The organism is Bacillus sp. B28, assembly GCF_029536185.1.
GTDB classification, from domain to species: domain Bacteria; phylum Bacillota; class Bacilli; order Bacillales; family Bacillaceae; genus Bacillus; species Bacillus halotolerans.
In genome coordinates, this window is the sequence record NZ_CP120511.1 from 116,889 (window position 1) to 134,861 (window position 17,973).

Genomic DNA, 17,973 nt, shown 5'->3' on the forward strand with positions numbered 1-17,973 from the left:
GAACTAATGTCTATTTAGAAAAAGGTGTAATGACATGAGAAAAAAGATTACGTTAGCATGCAAAACATGCGGAAACCGTAACTACACGACAATGAAGAGCTCTGCATCAGCGGCTGAGCGATTAGAAGTAAAGAAATACTGCAGTACTTGCAATTCACATACATCTCATCTTGAAACAAAATAGTGTTTGCGCTTTTAAATTGTGGAGGTCTTTTACATGCGTATTATGAGATTCTTTAAAGATGTTGGGAAAGAAATGAAAAAGGTAAGCTGGCCTAAAGGAAAAGAGTTAACTCGCTATACCATCACGGTTATTTCAACAGTTATCTTTTTTATTATCTTTTTTGCCCTCCTTGACACAGGAATTTCTCAATTAATTCGTTTAATAGTTGAATAATGATCAGCAATACGTGCTATAATAGATCATAATATCACTTGCCAAAACCCGTTCAGCGGGTTTTTTATTGTGGGTTAAAAATGAAAGTTATCATAGGCTTACCGCCTATTTTTTGCATGAAGCGTTATGGTAGTACACTAAAACCAAATGCGGGGAGGGAAGGACTGGACAGTCCTGAAGAGAATGGAAAAGAATTGGTATGTTGTTCACACGTACTCTGGTTATGAGAACAAAGTAAAAGCCAACTTGGAAAAACGTGTTGAATCAATGGGGATGCAGGATAAGATTTTTCGTGTAGTCGTACCTGAAGAAGAAGAGACGGATATCAAAAACGGCAAGAAAAAAGTCGTTAAAAAGAAAGTATTCCCTGGTTACGTCCTTGTTGAAATCGTAATGACGGATGATTCTTGGTATGTTGTCCGCAATACACCAGGTGTTACTGGATTCGTAGGTTCTGCCGGCTCTGGTTCAAAACCGACGGCGCTTCTTCCTGGCGAAGCAGAAACCATTCTGAAGAGAATGGGTATGGACGAACGCAAAACTGACATTGACTTTGAATTAAAAGAGACAGTGAAAGTGATAGACGGACCTTTTGCCAACTTTACTGGATCAATTGAAGAGATTGACTACGATAAAAGCAAGGTTAAAGTTTTCGTTAATATGTTCGGCCGTGAAACGCCGGTTGAGCTGGAATTTACCCAGATCGACAAATTGTAATGTGAAAAAACTTGAAATTGCTATATATAAATGATAATATAGCAAAGGTACGTCTTGGACTTATCCAAGGCAGCTAGCTTGATATTTCGTCATTCATATAAAGAATGAAACCTTGAGTGGGAGGGTTTACCCTATTACCACATCACGGACTTAAGGAGGTGTGTCTCGTGGCTAAAAAAGTAGTAAAAGTTGTAAAATTGCAAATTCCTGCTGGAAAAGCTAACCCAGCGCCGCCAGTTGGACCTGCACTAGGTCAAGCCGGTGTTAATATCATGGGATTCTGTAAGGAGTTTAACGCTCGTACAGCTGACCAAGCTGGTTTAATCATTCCTGTTGAAATTTCGGTTTACGAAGACCGTTCATTTACATTTATTACAAAAACTCCGCCTGCTGCAGTATTGCTTAAAAAAGCAGCTGGAATTGAGTCTGGTTCTGGTGAACCAAACCGTAATAAAGTGGCAACCGTTAAGCGCGATAAAGTACGCGAAATCGCTGAAACGAAAATGCCTGACTTAAACGCAGCAGACGTTGAAGCGGCAATGCGCATGGTTGAAGGTACTGCACGCAGTATGGGTATTGTAATCGAGGATTAATTTGTTTCTTGTCGGGTTGCGAGTTTTCACAAGTTCGCAACCCTTATTCGTGGGAGGTTATTCCGCTATAACCACATAAGGAGGAAATTTTAAAATGGCTAAAAAAGGTAAAAAGTACGCAGAAGCTGCTAAGCTTGTAGATCGTGCGAAAGCTTACGATGTTTCTGAAGCAGTAGCTCTCGTTAAAAAAACAAATACAGCTAAATTCGACGCTACAGTTGAAGTTGCATTCCGTCTAGGGGTTGACCCTCGTAAAAACGACCAGCAAATCCGCGGAGCAGTTGTGCTTCCAAACGGAACTGGTAAAACTCAGCGCGTTCTCGTTTTCGCGAAAGGCGAAAAAGCGAAAGAAGCTGAAGCTGCTGGTGCAGATTACGTTGGAGATACTGACTACATCAACAAAATTCAACAAGGCTGGTTCGATTTCGATGTAATCGTAGCTACACCTGACATGATGGGTGAAGTTGGTAAAATCGGTCGTGTGCTTGGACCAAAAGGTTTAATGCCTAACCCTAAAACTGGTACAGTTACTTTCGAAGTTGAAAAAGCAATCGGCGAAATCAAAGCTGGTAAAGTTGAATACCGCGTTGATAAAGCTGGAAACATCCATGTTCCTATCGGTAAAGTTTCTTTCGAGGATGAAAAACTTGTTGAGAACTTCACAACAATGTATGATACAATCCTGAAAGCAAAACCTGCTGCAGCAAAAGGTGTTTACGTGAAAAACGTTGCTGTCACTTCTACTATGGGACCTGGTGTCAAAGTAGACGCTTCAACTTTCAACGTAAAATAATATTGACATGAATTCAACATTCTGATATGATTCAAAATGTTGTAAAATATAATATATCATTTATACCGTAGACAGTAGGGGCTTAACGGCTTAATATCCTACCGAGGTGTATATTATCACAGCTATTACGTTACGTATGCTTGTATATACAGCCTCCATGTCTCATGGAGGCTTTTTATATGGAATCCGTTTCTCAGTCGTGATCACCTGACGGTATAAGTGTTACACAAGAATCTACAGGAGGTGTAACCATGAGCAGCGCAATTGAAACAAAAAAAGTTGTTGTTGAAGAAATTGCTTCTAAATTAAAAGAAAGCAAATCAACGATCATCGTTGATTACCGCGGACTTAACGTTTCTGAAGTAACAGAACTTCGTAAACAGCTTCGTGAAGCTAACGTTGAGTTCAAAGTTTACAAAAACACAATGACTCGCCGTGCGGTTGAACAAGCTGAACTTGATGGTTTGAATGATGTCTTAACTGGACCGAATGCAATTGCATTCAGTACTGAGGATGTTGTCGCTCCAGCTAAAGTTCTTAACGAGTTTGCTAAACAGCATGAAGCTCTTGAAATCAAAGCTGGCGTTATCGAAGGTAAAGTTTCTACTGTTGAAGAAGTGAAAGCTCTTGCTGAACTTCCATCACGCGAAGGCTTGCTTTCTATGTTGCTTAGCGTACTTCAAGCTCCAGTTCGCAACCTTGCTCTTGCTGCAAAAGCTGTGGCAGATCAAAAGGAAGAACAAGGCGCTTAATCTAATCAGTTTTTAAAAATCAAAACAAATGGAGGAATTACAAATGGCTTTAAATATCGAAGAAATCATTGCTTCCGTTAAAGAAGCAACTGTACTTGAATTGAACGACCTAGTAAAAGCAATCGAAGAAGAATTTGGCGTAACTGCTGCTGCTCCTGTAGCTGTAGCTGGCGGAGCTGCTGCAGGCGGAGCTGCTGAAGAGCAAAGCGAATTCGACCTTATCCTTGCTGGTGCAGGTTCTCAAAAAATCAAAGTTATCAAAGTTGTACGTGAAATCACTGGTCTTGGCTTGAAAGAAGCTAAAGAACTTGTTGACAACACTCCAAAACCACTTAAAGAAGGTATTGCTAAAGAAGAAGCTGAAGAGCTTAAAGCTAAACTTGAAGAAGTTGGCGCTTCTGTAGAAGTTAAGTAATCTTCACTTGCCTGTAGGGGAAGCTCGCTTTTATGAGGCGGGCTTTTTCTTTGCCATTCTTTAAGTTATGAAAAAAAGGAGGTTCTAATAATGAGTGAGCACTATTATTCAGAAAAACCTTCAGTAAAAAGCAACAAACAAACATGGTCTTTTAGGCTTCGAAACAAGGAGTTTACGTTTACCAGCGACAGCGGTGTTTTTTCTAAAAAGGAAGTCGATTTTGGCTCGCGCCTGCTGGTCGAATCTTTTGAAGAGCCTGAAGTTGAGGGCAGCTTTCTAGATGTAGGCTGCGGCTATGGCCCGATTGGATTATCGCTGGCCAGTGACTTTAAAGACCGGACCATCCACATGATTGATGTTAATGAAAGAGCCGTAGAGTTATCAAATGAAAATGCAGAACAAAACGGAATAACAAACGCTGAGATTTACCAAAGCGATTTGTTTTCAAACGTTGACTCTGCTCAAACATTTGCTTCTATTCTTACAAATCCCCCAATCCGAGCCGGAAAAAAAGTTGTCCATGCTATCTTTGAGAAAAGCGCTGAACACTTAAAAGCTTCAGGTGAATTGTGGATCGTCATACAGAAAAAACAAGGTGCGCCTTCTGCCATTGAAAAGCTTGAGGAACTGTTCGAAGAAGTTTCTGTCGTTCAAAAAAAGAAAGGCTATTATATCATAAAAGCAAAAAAAGTTTGACTCGGTATTTTGGCTATGTTAATATTATAAAATGCCAATGTATATATTTAGATTGATATGATGAAATGTCAATATCTATGTATAATTTATACAAGTATGGAAATGCTAATAAAATCGGTATTTGTTTTTGGATGTGGTTTTCTTAATTAGAAACCCTTTTTTCTTTTGTCTTGTAAAAGTGTTTTCTTTCTTTCTTTGGAAGAAATGCTTATTACACATATAATACGCATGATTTGAGGGGTGAATCAGTTGACAGGTCAACTAGTTCAGTATGGACGACACCGCCAGCGCAGAAGCTATGCTCGCATTAGCGAAGTGTTAGAATTACCAAATCTCATTGAAATTCAAACCTCTTCTTATCAGTGGTTTCTTGATGAGGGTCTTAGAGAGATGTTTCAAGACATATCGCCAATTGAGGATTTCACTGGTAACCTCTCTCTTGAGTTCATTGATTACAGTTTAGGGGAGCCTAAATATCCTGTAGAGGAATCAAAAGAACGTGATGTGACTTACTCAGCTCCGCTAAGAGTGAAGGTTCGTTTAATTAACAAAGAAACTGGAGAGGTAAAAGACCAAGATGTCTTCATGGGGGATTTCCCTATTATGACAGATACAGGTACTTTTATCATTAACGGTGCGGAACGCGTTATCGTTTCCCAGCTTGTTCGGTCTCCAAGTGTATATTTCAGTGGTAAAGTAGACAAAAACGGTAAAAAAGGTTTTACCGCAACTGTCATTCCAAACCGTGGCGCATGGTTAGAATACGAAACTGATGCGAAAGATGTTGTTTATGTACGCATTGATCGCACACGTAAGTTGCCGGTTACGGTTCTTTTGCGTGCTCTCGGCTTCGGCTCCGATCAAGAGATTCTTGATCTTGTAGGAGAAAACGAATACCTGCGAAATACGCTTGATAAAGATAACACAGAAAACAGCGATAAAGCGCTGCTCGAAATCTACGAGCGCCTCCGTCCTGGAGAGCCGCCTACAGTGGAAAATGCGAAAAGCTTGCTTGATTCTCGTTTCTTTGATCCGAAACGATACGATCTTGCCAATGTAGGACGCTATAAAATTAATAAAAAGCTTCATATTAAAAATCGCCTCTTTAATCAGAGACTTGCTGAAACGCTTGTTGATCCTGAAACAGGAGAAATCCTGGCTGAAAAAGGTCAGATTCTTGATAGAAGAACACTTGATAAAGTACTGCCATACTTAGAAAACGGAATCGGTTTCAGAAAGCTGTATCCGAACGGCGGTGTTGTTGAGGACGAAGTAACGCTTCAATCCATTAAAATCTTTGCTCCTACTGATCAAGAAGGAGAACAGGTTATTAATGTCATCGGCAATGCTTACGTTGAAGAAGAGATTAAAAACATTACACCTGCTGATATCATTTCTTCTATCAGCTACTTCTTCAACTTGCTGCACGGAGTAGGCGACACAGATGATATTGACCATCTTGGAAACCGCCGTTTACGTTCTGTAGGTGAACTTCTCCAGAACCAATTCCGTATCGGTTTAAGCCGTATGGAGCGTGTGGTTCGTGAGAGAATGTCAATTCAAGATACGAATACAATTACACCTCAGCAGCTGATCAATATTCGTCCAGTTATTGCGTCCATTAAAGAGTTCTTTGGAAGCTCTCAGCTATCTCAATTCATGGACCAGACGAACCCGCTTGCTGAATTAACACATAAGCGCCGTCTGTCGGCTCTTGGACCGGGCGGATTGACACGTGAGCGTGCCGGAATGGAAGTGCGTGACGTTCACTACTCTCACTATGGCCGTATGTGTCCGATTGAAACGCCAGAGGGACCGAACATCGGTTTGATCAACTCACTATCATCATATGCAAAAGTAAACCGTTTTGGCTTTATTGAAACGCCATATCGCCGCGTTGATCCTGAAACAGGAAAAGTGACGCCAAGAATTGATTACTTAACTGCTGATGAAGAAGATAACTACGTTGTCGCTCAGGCAAATGCACGACTCGATGACGAAGGTGCGTTTGTGGATGACAGCATTGTAGCCCGTTTCCGCGGAGAGAACACTGTTGTTCCTAGAAACCGTGTTGATTACATGGATGTATCGCCTAAGCAGGTAGTATCTGCTGCGACAGCATGTATCCCGTTCTTGGAAAACGATGACTCGAACCGTGCCCTAATGGGAGCGAACATGCAGCGTCAGGCTGTGCCTTTGATGCAGCCGGAAGCGCCATTTGTAGGAACTGGTATGGAATACGTATCAGGTAAAGACTCTGGTGCCGCTGTGATTTGTAAACACCCTGGTATCGTTGAACGCGTAGAAGCGAAAAACGTTTGGGTTCGCCGCTATGAAGAAGTAGACGGTCAAAAAGTAAAAGGAAACCTGGATAAATACAGCTTGCTGAAATTTGTCCGCTCTAACCAAGGTACTTGCTACAACCAGCGTCCGATCGTAAGTGTCGGCGATGAAGTGGTAAAAGGAGAAATCCTTGCTGACGGTCCTTCTATGGAGCTTGGTGAACTTGCGCTTGGCCGTAACGTAATGGTCGGCTTCATGACATGGGATGGCTACAACTATGAGGATGCCATCATCATGAGTGAACGTCTTGTGAAAGATGATGTTTATACATCTATTCACATTGAAGAATATGAATCAGAAGCACGTGATACTAAACTCGGGCCTGAAGAAATCACTCGCGATATTCCGAACGTCGGTGAAGATGCGCTTCGCAATCTTGATGACCGCGGAATTATCCGTATCGGGGCAGAAGTAAAAGACGGAGATCTTCTTGTTGGTAAAGTAACGCCTAAGGGTGTAACAGAACTTACTGCAGAAGAACGCCTTCTTCACGCCATCTTTGGTGAAAAAGCCCGCGAGGTTCGTGATACTTCTCTTCGTGTGCCTCACGGCGGCGGCGGAATTATTCACGATGTTAAAGTCTTCAACCGTGAGGACGGAGACGAACTTCCTCCAGGTGTAAACCAGTTAGTACGCGTATATATCGTTCAGAAACGTAAAATTTCTGAAGGGGATAAAATGGCCGGTCGTCACGGTAACAAAGGTGTTATCTCTAAGATTCTTCCTGAAGAGGATATGCCTTATCTTCCTGACGGCACACCAATTGATATCATGCTTAACCCGCTGGGCGTACCATCACGTATGAATATCGGGCAGGTATTAGAGCTTCATATGGGTATGGCCGCTCGTTACCTTGGCATCCATATTGCGTCACCGGTATTTGACGGAGCGCGTGAAGAGGATGTTTGGGAAACACTTGAAGAAGCCGGAATGTCTCGTGACGCTAAAACCGTTCTTTACGACGGACGTACCGGAGAGCCGTTTGATAACCGTGTATCTGTCGGCATCATGTACATGATTAAACTGGCTCACATGGTTGACGATAAACTTCATGCACGCTCTACAGGTCCTTACTCACTTGTTACGCAGCAGCCTCTTGGCGGTAAAGCTCAATTTGGCGGACAGCGTTTTGGTGAGATGGAGGTTTGGGCACTTGAAGCTTACGGTGCAGCTTACACTCTTCAAGAGATTCTGACTGTTAAGTCTGATGACGTGGTTGGACGTGTGAAAACATACGAAGCCATCGTTAAAGGCGACAACGTTCCTGAACCTGGTGTTCCGGAATCATTCAAAGTATTAATTAAAGAACTTCAAAGTTTAGGTATGGATGTGAAAATCCTTTCTAGCGATGAAGAAGAAATAGAAATGAGAGATTTAGAAGACGAAGAAGATGCAAAACAAGCTGACGGCCTGGCGTTATCAGGTGATGAAGAGCCGGAAGAAACAGCATCTGCAGACGTTGAACGCGATGTAGTAACAAAAGAATAATCTCTAGTTATAAAGGCAAGTGACATCGGTTAATCCGAAGATAAAAAGGGAGGTAGGCCCCTTGCTAGATGTGAACAATTTTGAGTATATGAACATCGGTCTTGCTTCACCGGATAAAATCCGTTCATGGTCTTTTGGTGAAGTGAAAAAGCCTGAAACGATAAACTATCGTACGTTAAAACCTGAAAAGGACGGTCTATTCTGCGAACGCATTTTCGGACCGACTAAGGACTGGGAATGTCATTGCGGGAAGTACAAGCGAGTTCGTTATAAAGGCGTAGTTTGTGACCGCTGCGGAGTTGAAGTAACACGGGCTAAAGTCCGTCGTGAGAGAATGGGGCACATTGAACTGGCTGCCCCAGTTTCCCACATTTGGTATTTCAAAGGTATCCCAAGCCGTATGGGTCTAGTGTTAGATATGTCGCCTCGTGCACTGGAAGAAGTTATTTACTTTGCTTCTTACGTTGTAACTGATCCGGCAAACACACCGCTTGAAAAGAAACAGCTTCTATCAGAAAAGGAATACCGTGCGTATCTTGATAAGTACGGTAATAAGTTCCAAGCATCTATGGGTGCGGAAGCGATTCATAAACTTCTTCAAGATATCGATCTTGTAAAAGAAGTTGATATGTTAAAAGAAGAGCTGAAAACATCTCAAGGACAGCGTCGTACTCGTGCGATCAAACGCCTTGAAGTTTTGGAAGCCTTCCGTAACTCAGGAAACAAGCCTTCTTGGATGATCCTTGATGTGCTTCCTGTTATTCCTCCTGAGCTCAGACCGATGGTTCAGCTTGATGGCGGACGTTTTGCGACTTCTGATTTGAACGACCTTTATCGTCGTGTCATCAACCGTAACAATCGTTTGAAACGCCTTTTAGACCTTGGTGCGCCTAGCATTATCGTTCAAAACGAAAAGCGTATGCTTCAAGAGGCTGTCGATGCTTTAATTGACAACGGCCGTCGCGGACGCCCTGTAACAGGTCCTGGTAACAGACCATTAAAATCTCTTTCTCACATGCTGAAAGGGAAGCAAGGCCGTTTCCGTCAAAACCTTCTTGGTAAACGTGTCGATTACTCCGGACGTTCTGTAATCGTCGTTGGTCCTCATTTGAAAATGTACCAATGCGGATTACCGAAGGAAATGGCGCTCGAACTTTTCAAACCTTTCGTTATGAAAGAGCTTGTTGAAAAGGGTCTTGCTCACAACATTAAGAGTGCGAAACGTAAAATTGAGCGCGTACAGCCTGAAGTATGGGATGTACTAGAATCAGTTATCAAGGAGCATCCGGTCCTTCTGAACCGTGCCCCTACGCTTCACAGATTAGGTATCCAAGCGTTTGAACCGACACTTGTTGAAGGACGCGCAATCCGTCTTCACCCGCTCGTATGTACAGCTTATAACGCTGACTTTGACGGTGACCAAATGGCGGTTCACGTACCGTTATCTGCAGAAGCTCAAGCTGAAGCACGCATCTTGATGCTTGCCGCTCAAAACATCTTGAACCCTAAAGATGGTAAACCGGTTGTAACACCGTCTCAGGATATGGTACTGGGTAACTATTACCTGACTCTGGAGCGTGCTGGTGCTGTCGGTGAAGGTATGGTCTTCAAGAATACGGATGAAGCGCTTCTTGCTTATCAAAACGGATATGTTCACCTTCATACGAGAGTGGCTGTTGCAGCTAACTCCCTTAAGAACGTGACATTTACCGAAGAGCAGCGCTCAAAATTGTTAATTACAACTGTCGGTAAACTGGTCTTCAATGAAATTCTTCCAGAATCATTCCCTTACATGAATGAACCAACGAAGAGCAACATTGAAGAGAAAACACCTGACCGTTTCTTCTTAGAAAAAGGTGCCGATGTAAAAGCTGCCATCGCACAGCAGCCAATCAATGCACCATTTAAAAAAGGTATTCTGGGTAAAATCATCGCGGAAATCTTTAAACGATTCCACATTACGGAAACGTCTAAAATGCTTGACCGCATGAAAAACCTAGGTTTCAGATATTCAACAAAAGCTGGTATTACAGTTGGGGTTTCTGATATCGTCGTTCTCGATGATAAACAAGAAATTCTTGAAGAAGCACAAGGCAAAGTTGATAACGTTATGAAGCAGTTCCGCCGCGGTCTGATCACTGAAGAAGAACGCTATGAGAGAGTTATCTCTATCTGGAGTTCTGCAAAAGACGTTATCCAAGGCAAACTGATGAAATCACTTGATGAGCTCAACCCGATCTACATGATGAGTGACTCTGGTGCCCGTGGTAACGCGTCTAACTTTACTCAGCTTGCCGGAATGCGCGGTCTGATGGCCAACCCGGCTGGACGTATCATTGAGTTACCGATCAAATCTAGTTTCCGTGAAGGTCTGACAGTATTGGAGTACTTTATCTCCACTCACGGTGCGCGTAAAGGTCTTGCCGATACCGCCCTTAAAACTGCTGACTCAGGTTACCTTACACGCCGTCTTGTTGACGTTGCACAGGATGTTATCATCCGTGAAACTGATTGCGGAACTGACCGAGGCATCCTTGCTCAACCGCTTAGAGAAGGCACTGAAATCATTGAGCGCTTAGAAGAACGATTAATCGGCCGTTTTGCAAGAAAACAAGTGAAACATCCTGAAACTGGTGAAGTGCTTGTAAACGAAAACGAACTGATCGATGAAGATAAAGCGATTGAAATCGTTGAAGCCGGCATTGAAGAAGTGTGGATCCGTTCTGCCTTCACATGTAATACGCCTCATGGTGTATGTAAACGATGCTATGGCCGAAACCTTGCGACTGGTACCGATGTAGAAGTCGGAGAAGCAGTTGGAATCATCGCTGCCCAATCAATCGGTGAGCCTGGTACACAGTTAACAATGCGTACATTCCATACAGGCGGGGTTGCAGGAGACGATATCACACAGGGTCTTCCGCGTATCCAAGAGCTTTTCGAAGCGCGTAATCCAAAAGGTCAGGCAACAATTACCGAAATCGACGGTACAGTCGTTGAAATCAATGAAGTTCGCGACAAACAGCAGGAAATTGTGGTTCAAGGCGCAGTTGAAACACGCTCTTATACGGCACCATATAACTCCCGCTTAAAAGTAGCGGAAGGAGATAAAATTACTCGAGGCCAAGTGCTGACAGAAGGTTCAATCGATCCGAAAGAACTTCTTAAAGTGACTGACCTGACTACTGTTCAAGAGTATCTTCTTCATGAGGTTCAAAAGGTTTACCGTATGCAGGGTGTTGAAATCGGCGATAAACACGTAGAAGTAATGGTTCGCCAAATGCTTCGCAAAGTACGTGTGATTGATGCTGGTGAGACTGATGTGCTTCCTGGCTCATTACTTGATATTCACCAATTTACTGAAGCGAACAAAAAGGTATTGCTGGAAGGCAAACGTCCTGCTACAGGCCGTCCTGTCTTACTCGGTATTACCAAAGCTTCTCTTGAAACTGATTCATTCTTATCTGCTGCTTCCTTCCAGGAAACAACACGTGTCCTTACAGACGCAGCGATCAAAGGTAAGCGTGACGAACTTCTCGGCCTGAAAGAGAATGTTATCATCGGTAAGCTTGTTCCGGCTGGTACTGGAATGATGAAATACCGAAAAGTAAAACCTGTTTCAAATGTTCAGCCGACTGAGGACATGGTTCCGGTTGAATAACTGATATCATGCTGCTGAGAGACTGCAAAACAGTCTTTCAGCAGTCATATTTAAATAAAAAAATCACTCTATGAGAAGATAGAAACTAAAAAATGTCATACCTTGTTGACATTCGTCTCCTAGAATGATAATATAACCAAGGTGCTCGAAATAAACCTGTTACTTTGGAGGATATGTTTATGTCTTATGATAAAGTATCACAGGCCAAATCAATTATTATTGGTACGAAGCAAACAGTGAAAGCTCTAAAACGAGGTTCAGTAAAGGAAGTAGTCGTTGCAAAAGACGCGGATCCTATTCTTACGTCAAGTGTGATAACACTTGCGAAAGATAATGGGATTGCTGTCTCAATGGTTGAATCCATGAAAAAGCTCGGCAAAGCCTGCGGAATTGAAGTAGGAGCAGCAGCTGTTGCCATTATGTTATAACGTACTTTTTGTTTTTGCGTGAGATTTATTCTCGTGTAAAGACATTGTTTTTTGCCTATTGATGAACCACCTGGGTATGTGGGTTATAAAACGTAATGAAGGGAGGAACAAAACATGCCTACAATTAATCAGCTAATTCGTAAAGGACGCGTGAGTAAAGTAGAAAACTCAAAGTCTCCTGCACTTAACAAAGGATACAACAGCTTTAAAAAAGAGCACACTAATGTATCTTCTCCACAAAAACGCGGGGTATGTACTCGTGTTGGTACAATGACACCGAAAAAACCGAACTCAGCACTTCGTAAATATGCTCGTGTTCGTTTAACTAACGGAATTGAGGTTACTGCTTACATTCCTGGTATCGGTCACAACCTGCAAGAGCACAGTGTTGTACTTATCCGCGGCGGACGTGTAAAAGACTTACCAGGGGTACGTTACCACATCGTTCGTGGTGCGCTTGACACTGCTGGAGTTGAAAACCGTGCACAAGGCCGTTCTAAATACGGTACTAAACGTCCTAAAGCAAAATAATAAACGTATAAACGTATAATTGATGAAGGGAGGATATTCAGATGCCACGTAAAGGTCCTGTAGCAAAAAGAGACGTTTTACCTGATCCGATTTACAACTCTAAGCTTGTATCTCGTCTAATCAACAAAATGATGATCGACGGTAAAAAAGGTAAGTCTCAAACAATCCTATACAAGTCATTCGATATCATTAAAGAACGTACTGGCAATGATGCAATGGAGGTTTTCGAACAAGCATTGAAAAACATCATGCCTGTACTTGAAGTAAAAGCACGCCGTGTAGGTGGTGCGAACTACCAAGTTCCTGTAGAAGTTCGTCCTGAACGTCGTACTACTCTTGGACTTCGCTGGTTAGTTAACTATGCTCGTCTTCGCGGAGAAAAAACGATGGAAGAGCGTTTAGCTAACGAAATCCTTGACGCAGCTAACAACACTGGTGCTGCTGTTAAGAAACGTGAAGATACTCATAAGATGGCTGAAGCAAACAAAGCATTTGCTCACTATCGTTGGTAGGATTTATATACTAAAAAACACAATTTCCCAATAAGGAAGGAGAAATTACCCAATGGCAAGAGAGTTCTCCTTAGACAAAACTCGTAATATCGGGATCATGGCTCACATTGATGCCGGTAAAACGACTACTACAGAACGTATCTTGTTCTATACTGGTCGTATCCACAAAATTGGTGAAACTCATGAAGGAGCTTCACAAATGGACTGGATGGAGCAGGAACAAGAACGTGGTATCACAATCACTTCCGCTGCGACAACTGCACAGTGGAAAGGATACCGCGTAAACATCATCGATACTCCAGGACACGTAGACTTCACAGTTGAAGTTGAACGTTCTCTTCGTGTACTTGATGGTGCTGTTGCTGTACTTGACGCACAGTCTGGCGTTGAGCCTCAAACAGAAACTGTTTGGCGTCAAGCAACAACTTACGGAGTACCGCGTATCGTTTTCGTCAACAAAATGGACAAAATCGGTGCAGACTTCCTTTACTCTGTAGGAACTTTAAGAGATCGTCTTCAAGCTAACGCTCATGCAATTCAATTGCCGATCGGTGCTGAAGACAACTTCGAAGGTATCATTGACCTAGTAGAAAACGTTGCGTATTTCTACGAAGATGATCTCGGAACTCGTTCTGATGCGAAAGAAATCCCTGAAGAGTACAAAGAGCAAGCTGAAGAGCTTCGCAACAGCCTCATTGAAGCTGTATGTGAGCTTGATGAAGATCTTATGGACAAATACCTTGAGGGTGAAGAGATCACTATTGACGAGTTAAAAGCAGGTATCCGTAAAGGTACTTTAAATGTTGAATTCTACCCAGTTCTTGTTGGTTCTGCCTTCAAAAACAAAGGTGTTCAACTAGTACTTGATGCTGTTCTTGACTACCTTCCTGCACCAACAGACGTTGCTGCAATCAAAGGTATACGTCCTGATACAAATGAAGAGATTGAGCGTCATTCTTCTGATGACGAGCCATTCTCTGCACTAGCATTTAAAGTTATGACTGACCCTTACGTTGGTAAGCTGACGTTCTTCCGTGTGTACTCTGGAACACTTGATTCTGGTTCATACGTGAAAAACTCAACTAAAGGCAAACGTGAGCGTGTTGGACGTATCCTTCAAATGCACGCCAACAGCCGTGAAGAAATCGCTACTGTATATGCGGGCGATATCGCAGCTGCTGTAGGTCTAAAAGATACTTCTACTGGAGATACTCTATGTGATGAAAAGGATCTAGTTATCCTTGAATCAATGGAATTCCCAGAACCAGTTATCGACGTTGCAATTGAGCCTAAATCAAAAGCTGACCAAGATAAAATGGGTATCGCTTTAGCAAAACTTGCTGAAGAGGATCCAACATTCCGTACTCAAACAAACCCGGAAACTGGTCAGACAATCATCTCTGGTATGGGTGAGCTTCACCTTGATATCATTGTTGATCGTATGAAGCGTGAATTCAAAGTAGAAGCTAACGTTGGTGCTCCTCAAGTTGCGTACCGTGAAACATTCCGTTCCGGTGCAAAAGTTGAAGGTAAATTCGTACGTCAGTCTGGTGGACGCGGTCAGTTCGGTCACGTTTGGATTGAATTCGAACCAAACGAAGAAGGCGCTGGCTTTGAATTCGAAAATGCGATTGTCGGTGGGGTTGTTCCTCGTGAATACATCCCAGCTGTTCAAGCAGGTCTAGAAGATTCACTTGAAAATGGTGTATTAGCTGGATTCCCGCTTATCGACATTAAAGCAAAACTTTTTGATGGCTCTTACCATGATGTTGACTCAAACGAAATGGCGTTTAAAGTTGCTGCTTCTATGGCATTGAAAAATGCAGTCAGCAAATGTAACCCAGTTCTTCTTGAACCAATCATGAAAGTAGAAGTGGTTATTCCTGAAGAATACATGGGAGACATCATGGGTGATGTTACTTCTCGTCGCGGACGCGTAGAAGGTATGGAAGCTCGCGGTAACGCGCAAGTTGTTCGTGCGATGGTTCCTCTTGCTGAAATGTTCGGTTACGCTACTGCCCTTCGTTCTAACACGCAAGGTCGCGGTACGTTCACTATGCACATGGATCACTACGAAGAAGTGCCGAAGAGCATTGCTGAAGAAATTATCAAAAAAAATAAAGGCGAATAATTGATTTTGCCTCTTAACTCAAGTATAACTACTATTGTAAGATGAGGAAGTGAAAGCTTTCTTTCACTTCCTATCACTCTATACATTACTAATTAAAAGCTCTTAAGGAGGATTTTAGAATGGCTAAAGAAAAATTCGACCGTTCCAAATCACATGCCAATATCGGTACAATTGGACACGTTGACCATGGTAAAACAACTTTAACTGCTGCTATCACAACAGTACTTCATAAGAAATCTGGTAAAGGTACAGCTATGGCGTACGATCAAATTGATGGTGCACCAGAAGAACGTGAGCGCGGTATCACAATCTCTACTGCACACGTTGAGTATGAAACTGAAACTCGTCACTATGCACACGTTGACTGCCCAGGACACGCTGACTATGTTAAAAACATGATCACTGGTGCTGCGCAAATGGACGGAGCTATCCTAGTAGTATCTGCTGCTGATGGCCCAATGCCACAAACTCGTGAGCACATCCTTCTTTCTAAAAACGTTGGTGTACCATACATCGTTGTATTCTTAAACAAATGCGACATGGTAGACGACGAAGAGCTTCTTGAACTAGTTGAAATGGAAGTTCGCGATCTTCTTAGCGAATACGACTTCCCTGGTGATGATGTACCAGTTATCAAAGGTTCTGCTCTTAAAGCTCTTGAAGGAGATGCTGAGTACGAAGCTAAAATCTTCGAACTTATGGATGCAGTTGATGAGTACATCCCAACTCCAGAACGTGACACTGAAAAACCATTCATGATGCCAGTTGAGGACGTATTCTCAATCACTGGTCGTGGTACAGTTGCTACTGGACGTGTTGAGCGTGGACAAGTTAAAGTCGGTGACGAAGTTGAAATCATCGGTCTTCAAGAAGAAAACAGCAAAACAACTGTTACTGGTGTTGAAATGTTCCGTAAGCTTCTTGATTACGCTGAAGCTGGAGACAACATTGGAGCCCTTCTTCGCGGTGTAGCTCGTGAAGATATCCAACGTGGTCAAGTACTTGCTAAACCAGGTACAATCACTCCACACAGCAAATTCAAAGCTGAAGTTTACGTTCTTTCTAAAGAAGAGGGTGGACGTCATACTCCATTCTTCTCTAACTACCGTCCTCAGTTCTACTTCCGTACAACTGACGTAACTGGTATCATCCATCTTCCAGAAGGCGTAGAAATGGTTATGCCTGGAGACAACACTGAAATGAACGTTGAGCTTATCTCTACAATCGCTATCGAAGAAGGAACTCGTTTCTCTATTCGTGAAGGCGGACGTACTGTTGGTTCAGGCGTTGTTTCTACAATCACTGAGTAATAGTATATTGAAAACGAGACCCTTTGGGTCTCGTTTTTTTGTGTACTTTTTTGTTTGCTTGTATAATAAGGTTTATCTTATTTGAGGAGCTATGGGTTATGAGTGAAAACACATCAATTTCTTTCATGAAAAAACTGAGGATCGAAAATACGAAGCAAATGCTCATGATCAATGGAAATGATAAAGCAAACCCATTGCTGCTTTTTTTACATGGTGGTCCCGGAACTTCCCAAATCGGATTTATCAGGAGCTATCAAAAGGAACTGGAACAGCACTTTACAGTTGTAAATTGGGATCAAAGGGGTTCGGGTCTTTCCTATACTAAACAGATTCCGCAGAGTTCAATGACAATCAGTCAAATCATTAAAGATACAATTCAAGTAACCGAATGGCTTTTAGACCATTTCTCAACCCCAAAAGTGTACCTTGCAGGTCACTCTTGGGGTTCGCTGCTGGCTCTTCATGTACTGCAAGAGAGGCCTGATCTTTTTCACGCTTATTATGGAATCAGTCAGGTCACTAATACTCAGCTGGAAGAAAAAACGGCCTATGATTCTCTGCGCAAGACAAATCGCTTTCTTTCAGTAGCCTTAGGCTTACTCGGCCCTCCACCTTGGAACAAGAAAATTCAGCACTTCATCTTTCGAGTCTGTATTGAACTGAGCAGGGGAGGATTTACTCATCATCGCCGGCACATTCTTACAGTATTGTATCAGTTGCTTGCTGGAAATGAGTATGGAATAAAAAACATCTCTCGTTTCATCAGAGGACAGCGTTTCAGCGCAAAGTATTTAACAGATGATTTATTTCGTTTTGATGCATTTAATTCAGTTTCTTCTATTAAAGTACCGAGCTTTTTTATTTCGGGGAGACATGATTTGATTGTTCCTGCAGAAACATCGAAACAGTATTATCAGTTTGTGGATGCTCCTGAAAAACGCTGGCATTATTTTAAAAACTCCGCTCACACGCCGCATATCGAGGAGCCTTCATTATTTGCCAATACTCTGAGTAAACACGCAGTGTACCACTTGTGATAGAAGAAAATTCCCTTATTCACTCGCTTCTTGATAAATAAGAAAAACACCTGTATAATACTAAAAGTGTGCAAATCATGCATATTCTAAATAAGTCTTGCAACATACGTCTATTTTCTGTATAATGGTGTATGTTGGTCTTTGACTGCGATGAAGTGAGAGGTTGCTG

Annotated in this window: 16 protein-coding genes and 1 other annotated feature; all 16 genes read left to right on the forward strand. The window is 42.4% G+C overall.

What is annotated here, in order from left to right:
- The first annotated feature begins 34 nt into the window (after window positions 1–34).
- The 16 genes from rpmG (at window position 35) to P3L57_RS00715 (ending at window position 17,804) form a co-directional block, all read left to right on the forward strand.
- Entirely contained in the window at window positions 35–184 is a 150-nt protein-coding gene (rpmG, locus tag P3L57_RS00640) for a 50S ribosomal protein L33 (RefSeq protein ID WP_044153430.1), read from the forward strand.
- 33 nt (window positions 185–217) lie between these two features.
- On the forward strand, window positions 218–397 hold the full coding sequence (gene secE / locus P3L57_RS00645; protein ID WP_010327716.1) for a preprotein translocase subunit SecE: 180 nt from the start codon (window positions 218–220) through the stop codon (window positions 395–397).
- 183 nt (window positions 398–580) lie between these two features.
- The gene (gene nusG, locus P3L57_RS00650) at window positions 581–1,114 is read left to right on the forward strand and encodes a transcription termination/antitermination protein NusG (RefSeq protein ID WP_010332761.1); all 534 of its coding nucleotides are present in this window, start codon (window positions 581–583) and stop codon (window positions 1,112–1,114) included.
- 167 nt (window positions 1,115–1,281) lie between these two features.
- Complete coding sequence (gene rplK / locus P3L57_RS00655) at window positions 1,282–1,707, forward strand: 50S ribosomal protein L11 (RefSeq protein ID WP_003156430.1); 426 nt, start codon at window positions 1,282–1,284, stop codon at window positions 1,705–1,707.
- A gap of 94 nt (window positions 1,708–1,801) precedes the next feature.
- Entirely contained in the window at window positions 1,802–2,500 is a 699-nt protein-coding gene (gene rplA / locus P3L57_RS00660; RefSeq protein ID WP_003225765.1) for a 50S ribosomal protein L1, read from the forward strand.
- 47 nt (window positions 2,501–2,547) lie between these two features.
- Window positions 2,548–2,687: a sequence feature (ribosomal protein L10 leader region), on the forward strand.
- A gap of 64 nt (window positions 2,688–2,751) precedes the next feature.
- Window positions 2,752–3,252, forward strand: coding sequence for a 50S ribosomal protein L10 (gene rplJ / locus P3L57_RS00665; protein WP_044153425.1), 501 nt, complete (start codon window positions 2,752–2,754; stop codon window positions 3,250–3,252).
- A gap of 43 nt (window positions 3,253–3,295) precedes the next feature.
- Window positions 3,296–3,667 (forward strand): 50S ribosomal protein L7/L12, encoded by a 372-nt coding sequence (rplL, locus tag P3L57_RS00670; protein WP_003156436.1) that lies wholly within the window; start codon window positions 3,296–3,298, stop codon window positions 3,665–3,667.
- A 90-nt stretch (window positions 3,668–3,757) separates the two neighbouring features.
- Entirely contained in the window at window positions 3,758–4,363 is a 606-nt protein-coding gene (locus P3L57_RS00675; RefSeq protein ID WP_044153424.1) for a class I SAM-dependent methyltransferase, read from the forward strand.
- Between the two features lie 249 nt (window positions 4,364–4,612).
- A complete protein-coding gene (gene rpoB / locus P3L57_RS00680; RefSeq protein WP_044153423.1) occupies window positions 4,613–8,194 on the forward strand; it encodes a DNA-directed RNA polymerase subunit beta in 3,582 nt (1,193 codons plus the stop codon).
- Window positions 8,195–8,255: 61 nt separating this feature from the next.
- Window positions 8,256–11,855, forward strand: a complete 3,600-nt coding sequence (gene rpoC, locus P3L57_RS00685) for a DNA-directed RNA polymerase subunit beta' (RefSeq protein ID WP_044153421.1) — start codon at window positions 8,256–8,258, stop codon at window positions 11,853–11,855.
- 179 nt (window positions 11,856–12,034) lie between these two features.
- Window positions 12,035–12,283, forward strand: coding sequence for a 50S ribosomal protein L7ae-like protein (locus P3L57_RS00690; protein ID WP_059291694.1), 249 nt, complete (start codon window positions 12,035–12,037; stop codon window positions 12,281–12,283).
- A 114-nt stretch (window positions 12,284–12,397) separates the two neighbouring features.
- On the forward strand, window positions 12,398–12,814 hold the full coding sequence (rpsL, locus tag P3L57_RS00695) for a 30S ribosomal protein S12 (RefSeq protein WP_003156445.1): 417 nt from the start codon (window positions 12,398–12,400) through the stop codon (window positions 12,812–12,814).
- A gap of 41 nt (window positions 12,815–12,855) precedes the next feature.
- Window positions 12,856–13,326, forward strand: a complete 471-nt coding sequence (gene rpsG / locus P3L57_RS00700; RefSeq protein WP_003225784.1) for a 30S ribosomal protein S7 — start codon at window positions 12,856–12,858, stop codon at window positions 13,324–13,326.
- A gap of 52 nt (window positions 13,327–13,378) precedes the next feature.
- A complete protein-coding gene (gene fusA / locus P3L57_RS00705; RefSeq protein WP_044153418.1) occupies window positions 13,379–15,457 on the forward strand; it encodes an elongation factor G in 2,079 nt (692 codons plus the stop codon).
- A 119-nt stretch (window positions 15,458–15,576) separates the two neighbouring features.
- Window positions 15,577–16,767, forward strand: a complete 1,191-nt coding sequence (gene tuf, locus P3L57_RS00710; protein WP_010332768.1) for an elongation factor Tu — start codon at window positions 15,577–15,579, stop codon at window positions 16,765–16,767.
- Between the two features lie 98 nt (window positions 16,768–16,865).
- Entirely contained in the window at window positions 16,866–17,804 is a 939-nt protein-coding gene (locus tag P3L57_RS00715) for an alpha/beta fold hydrolase (protein ID WP_069487687.1), read from the forward strand.
- Window positions 17,805–17,973 lie beyond the last annotated feature (169 nt).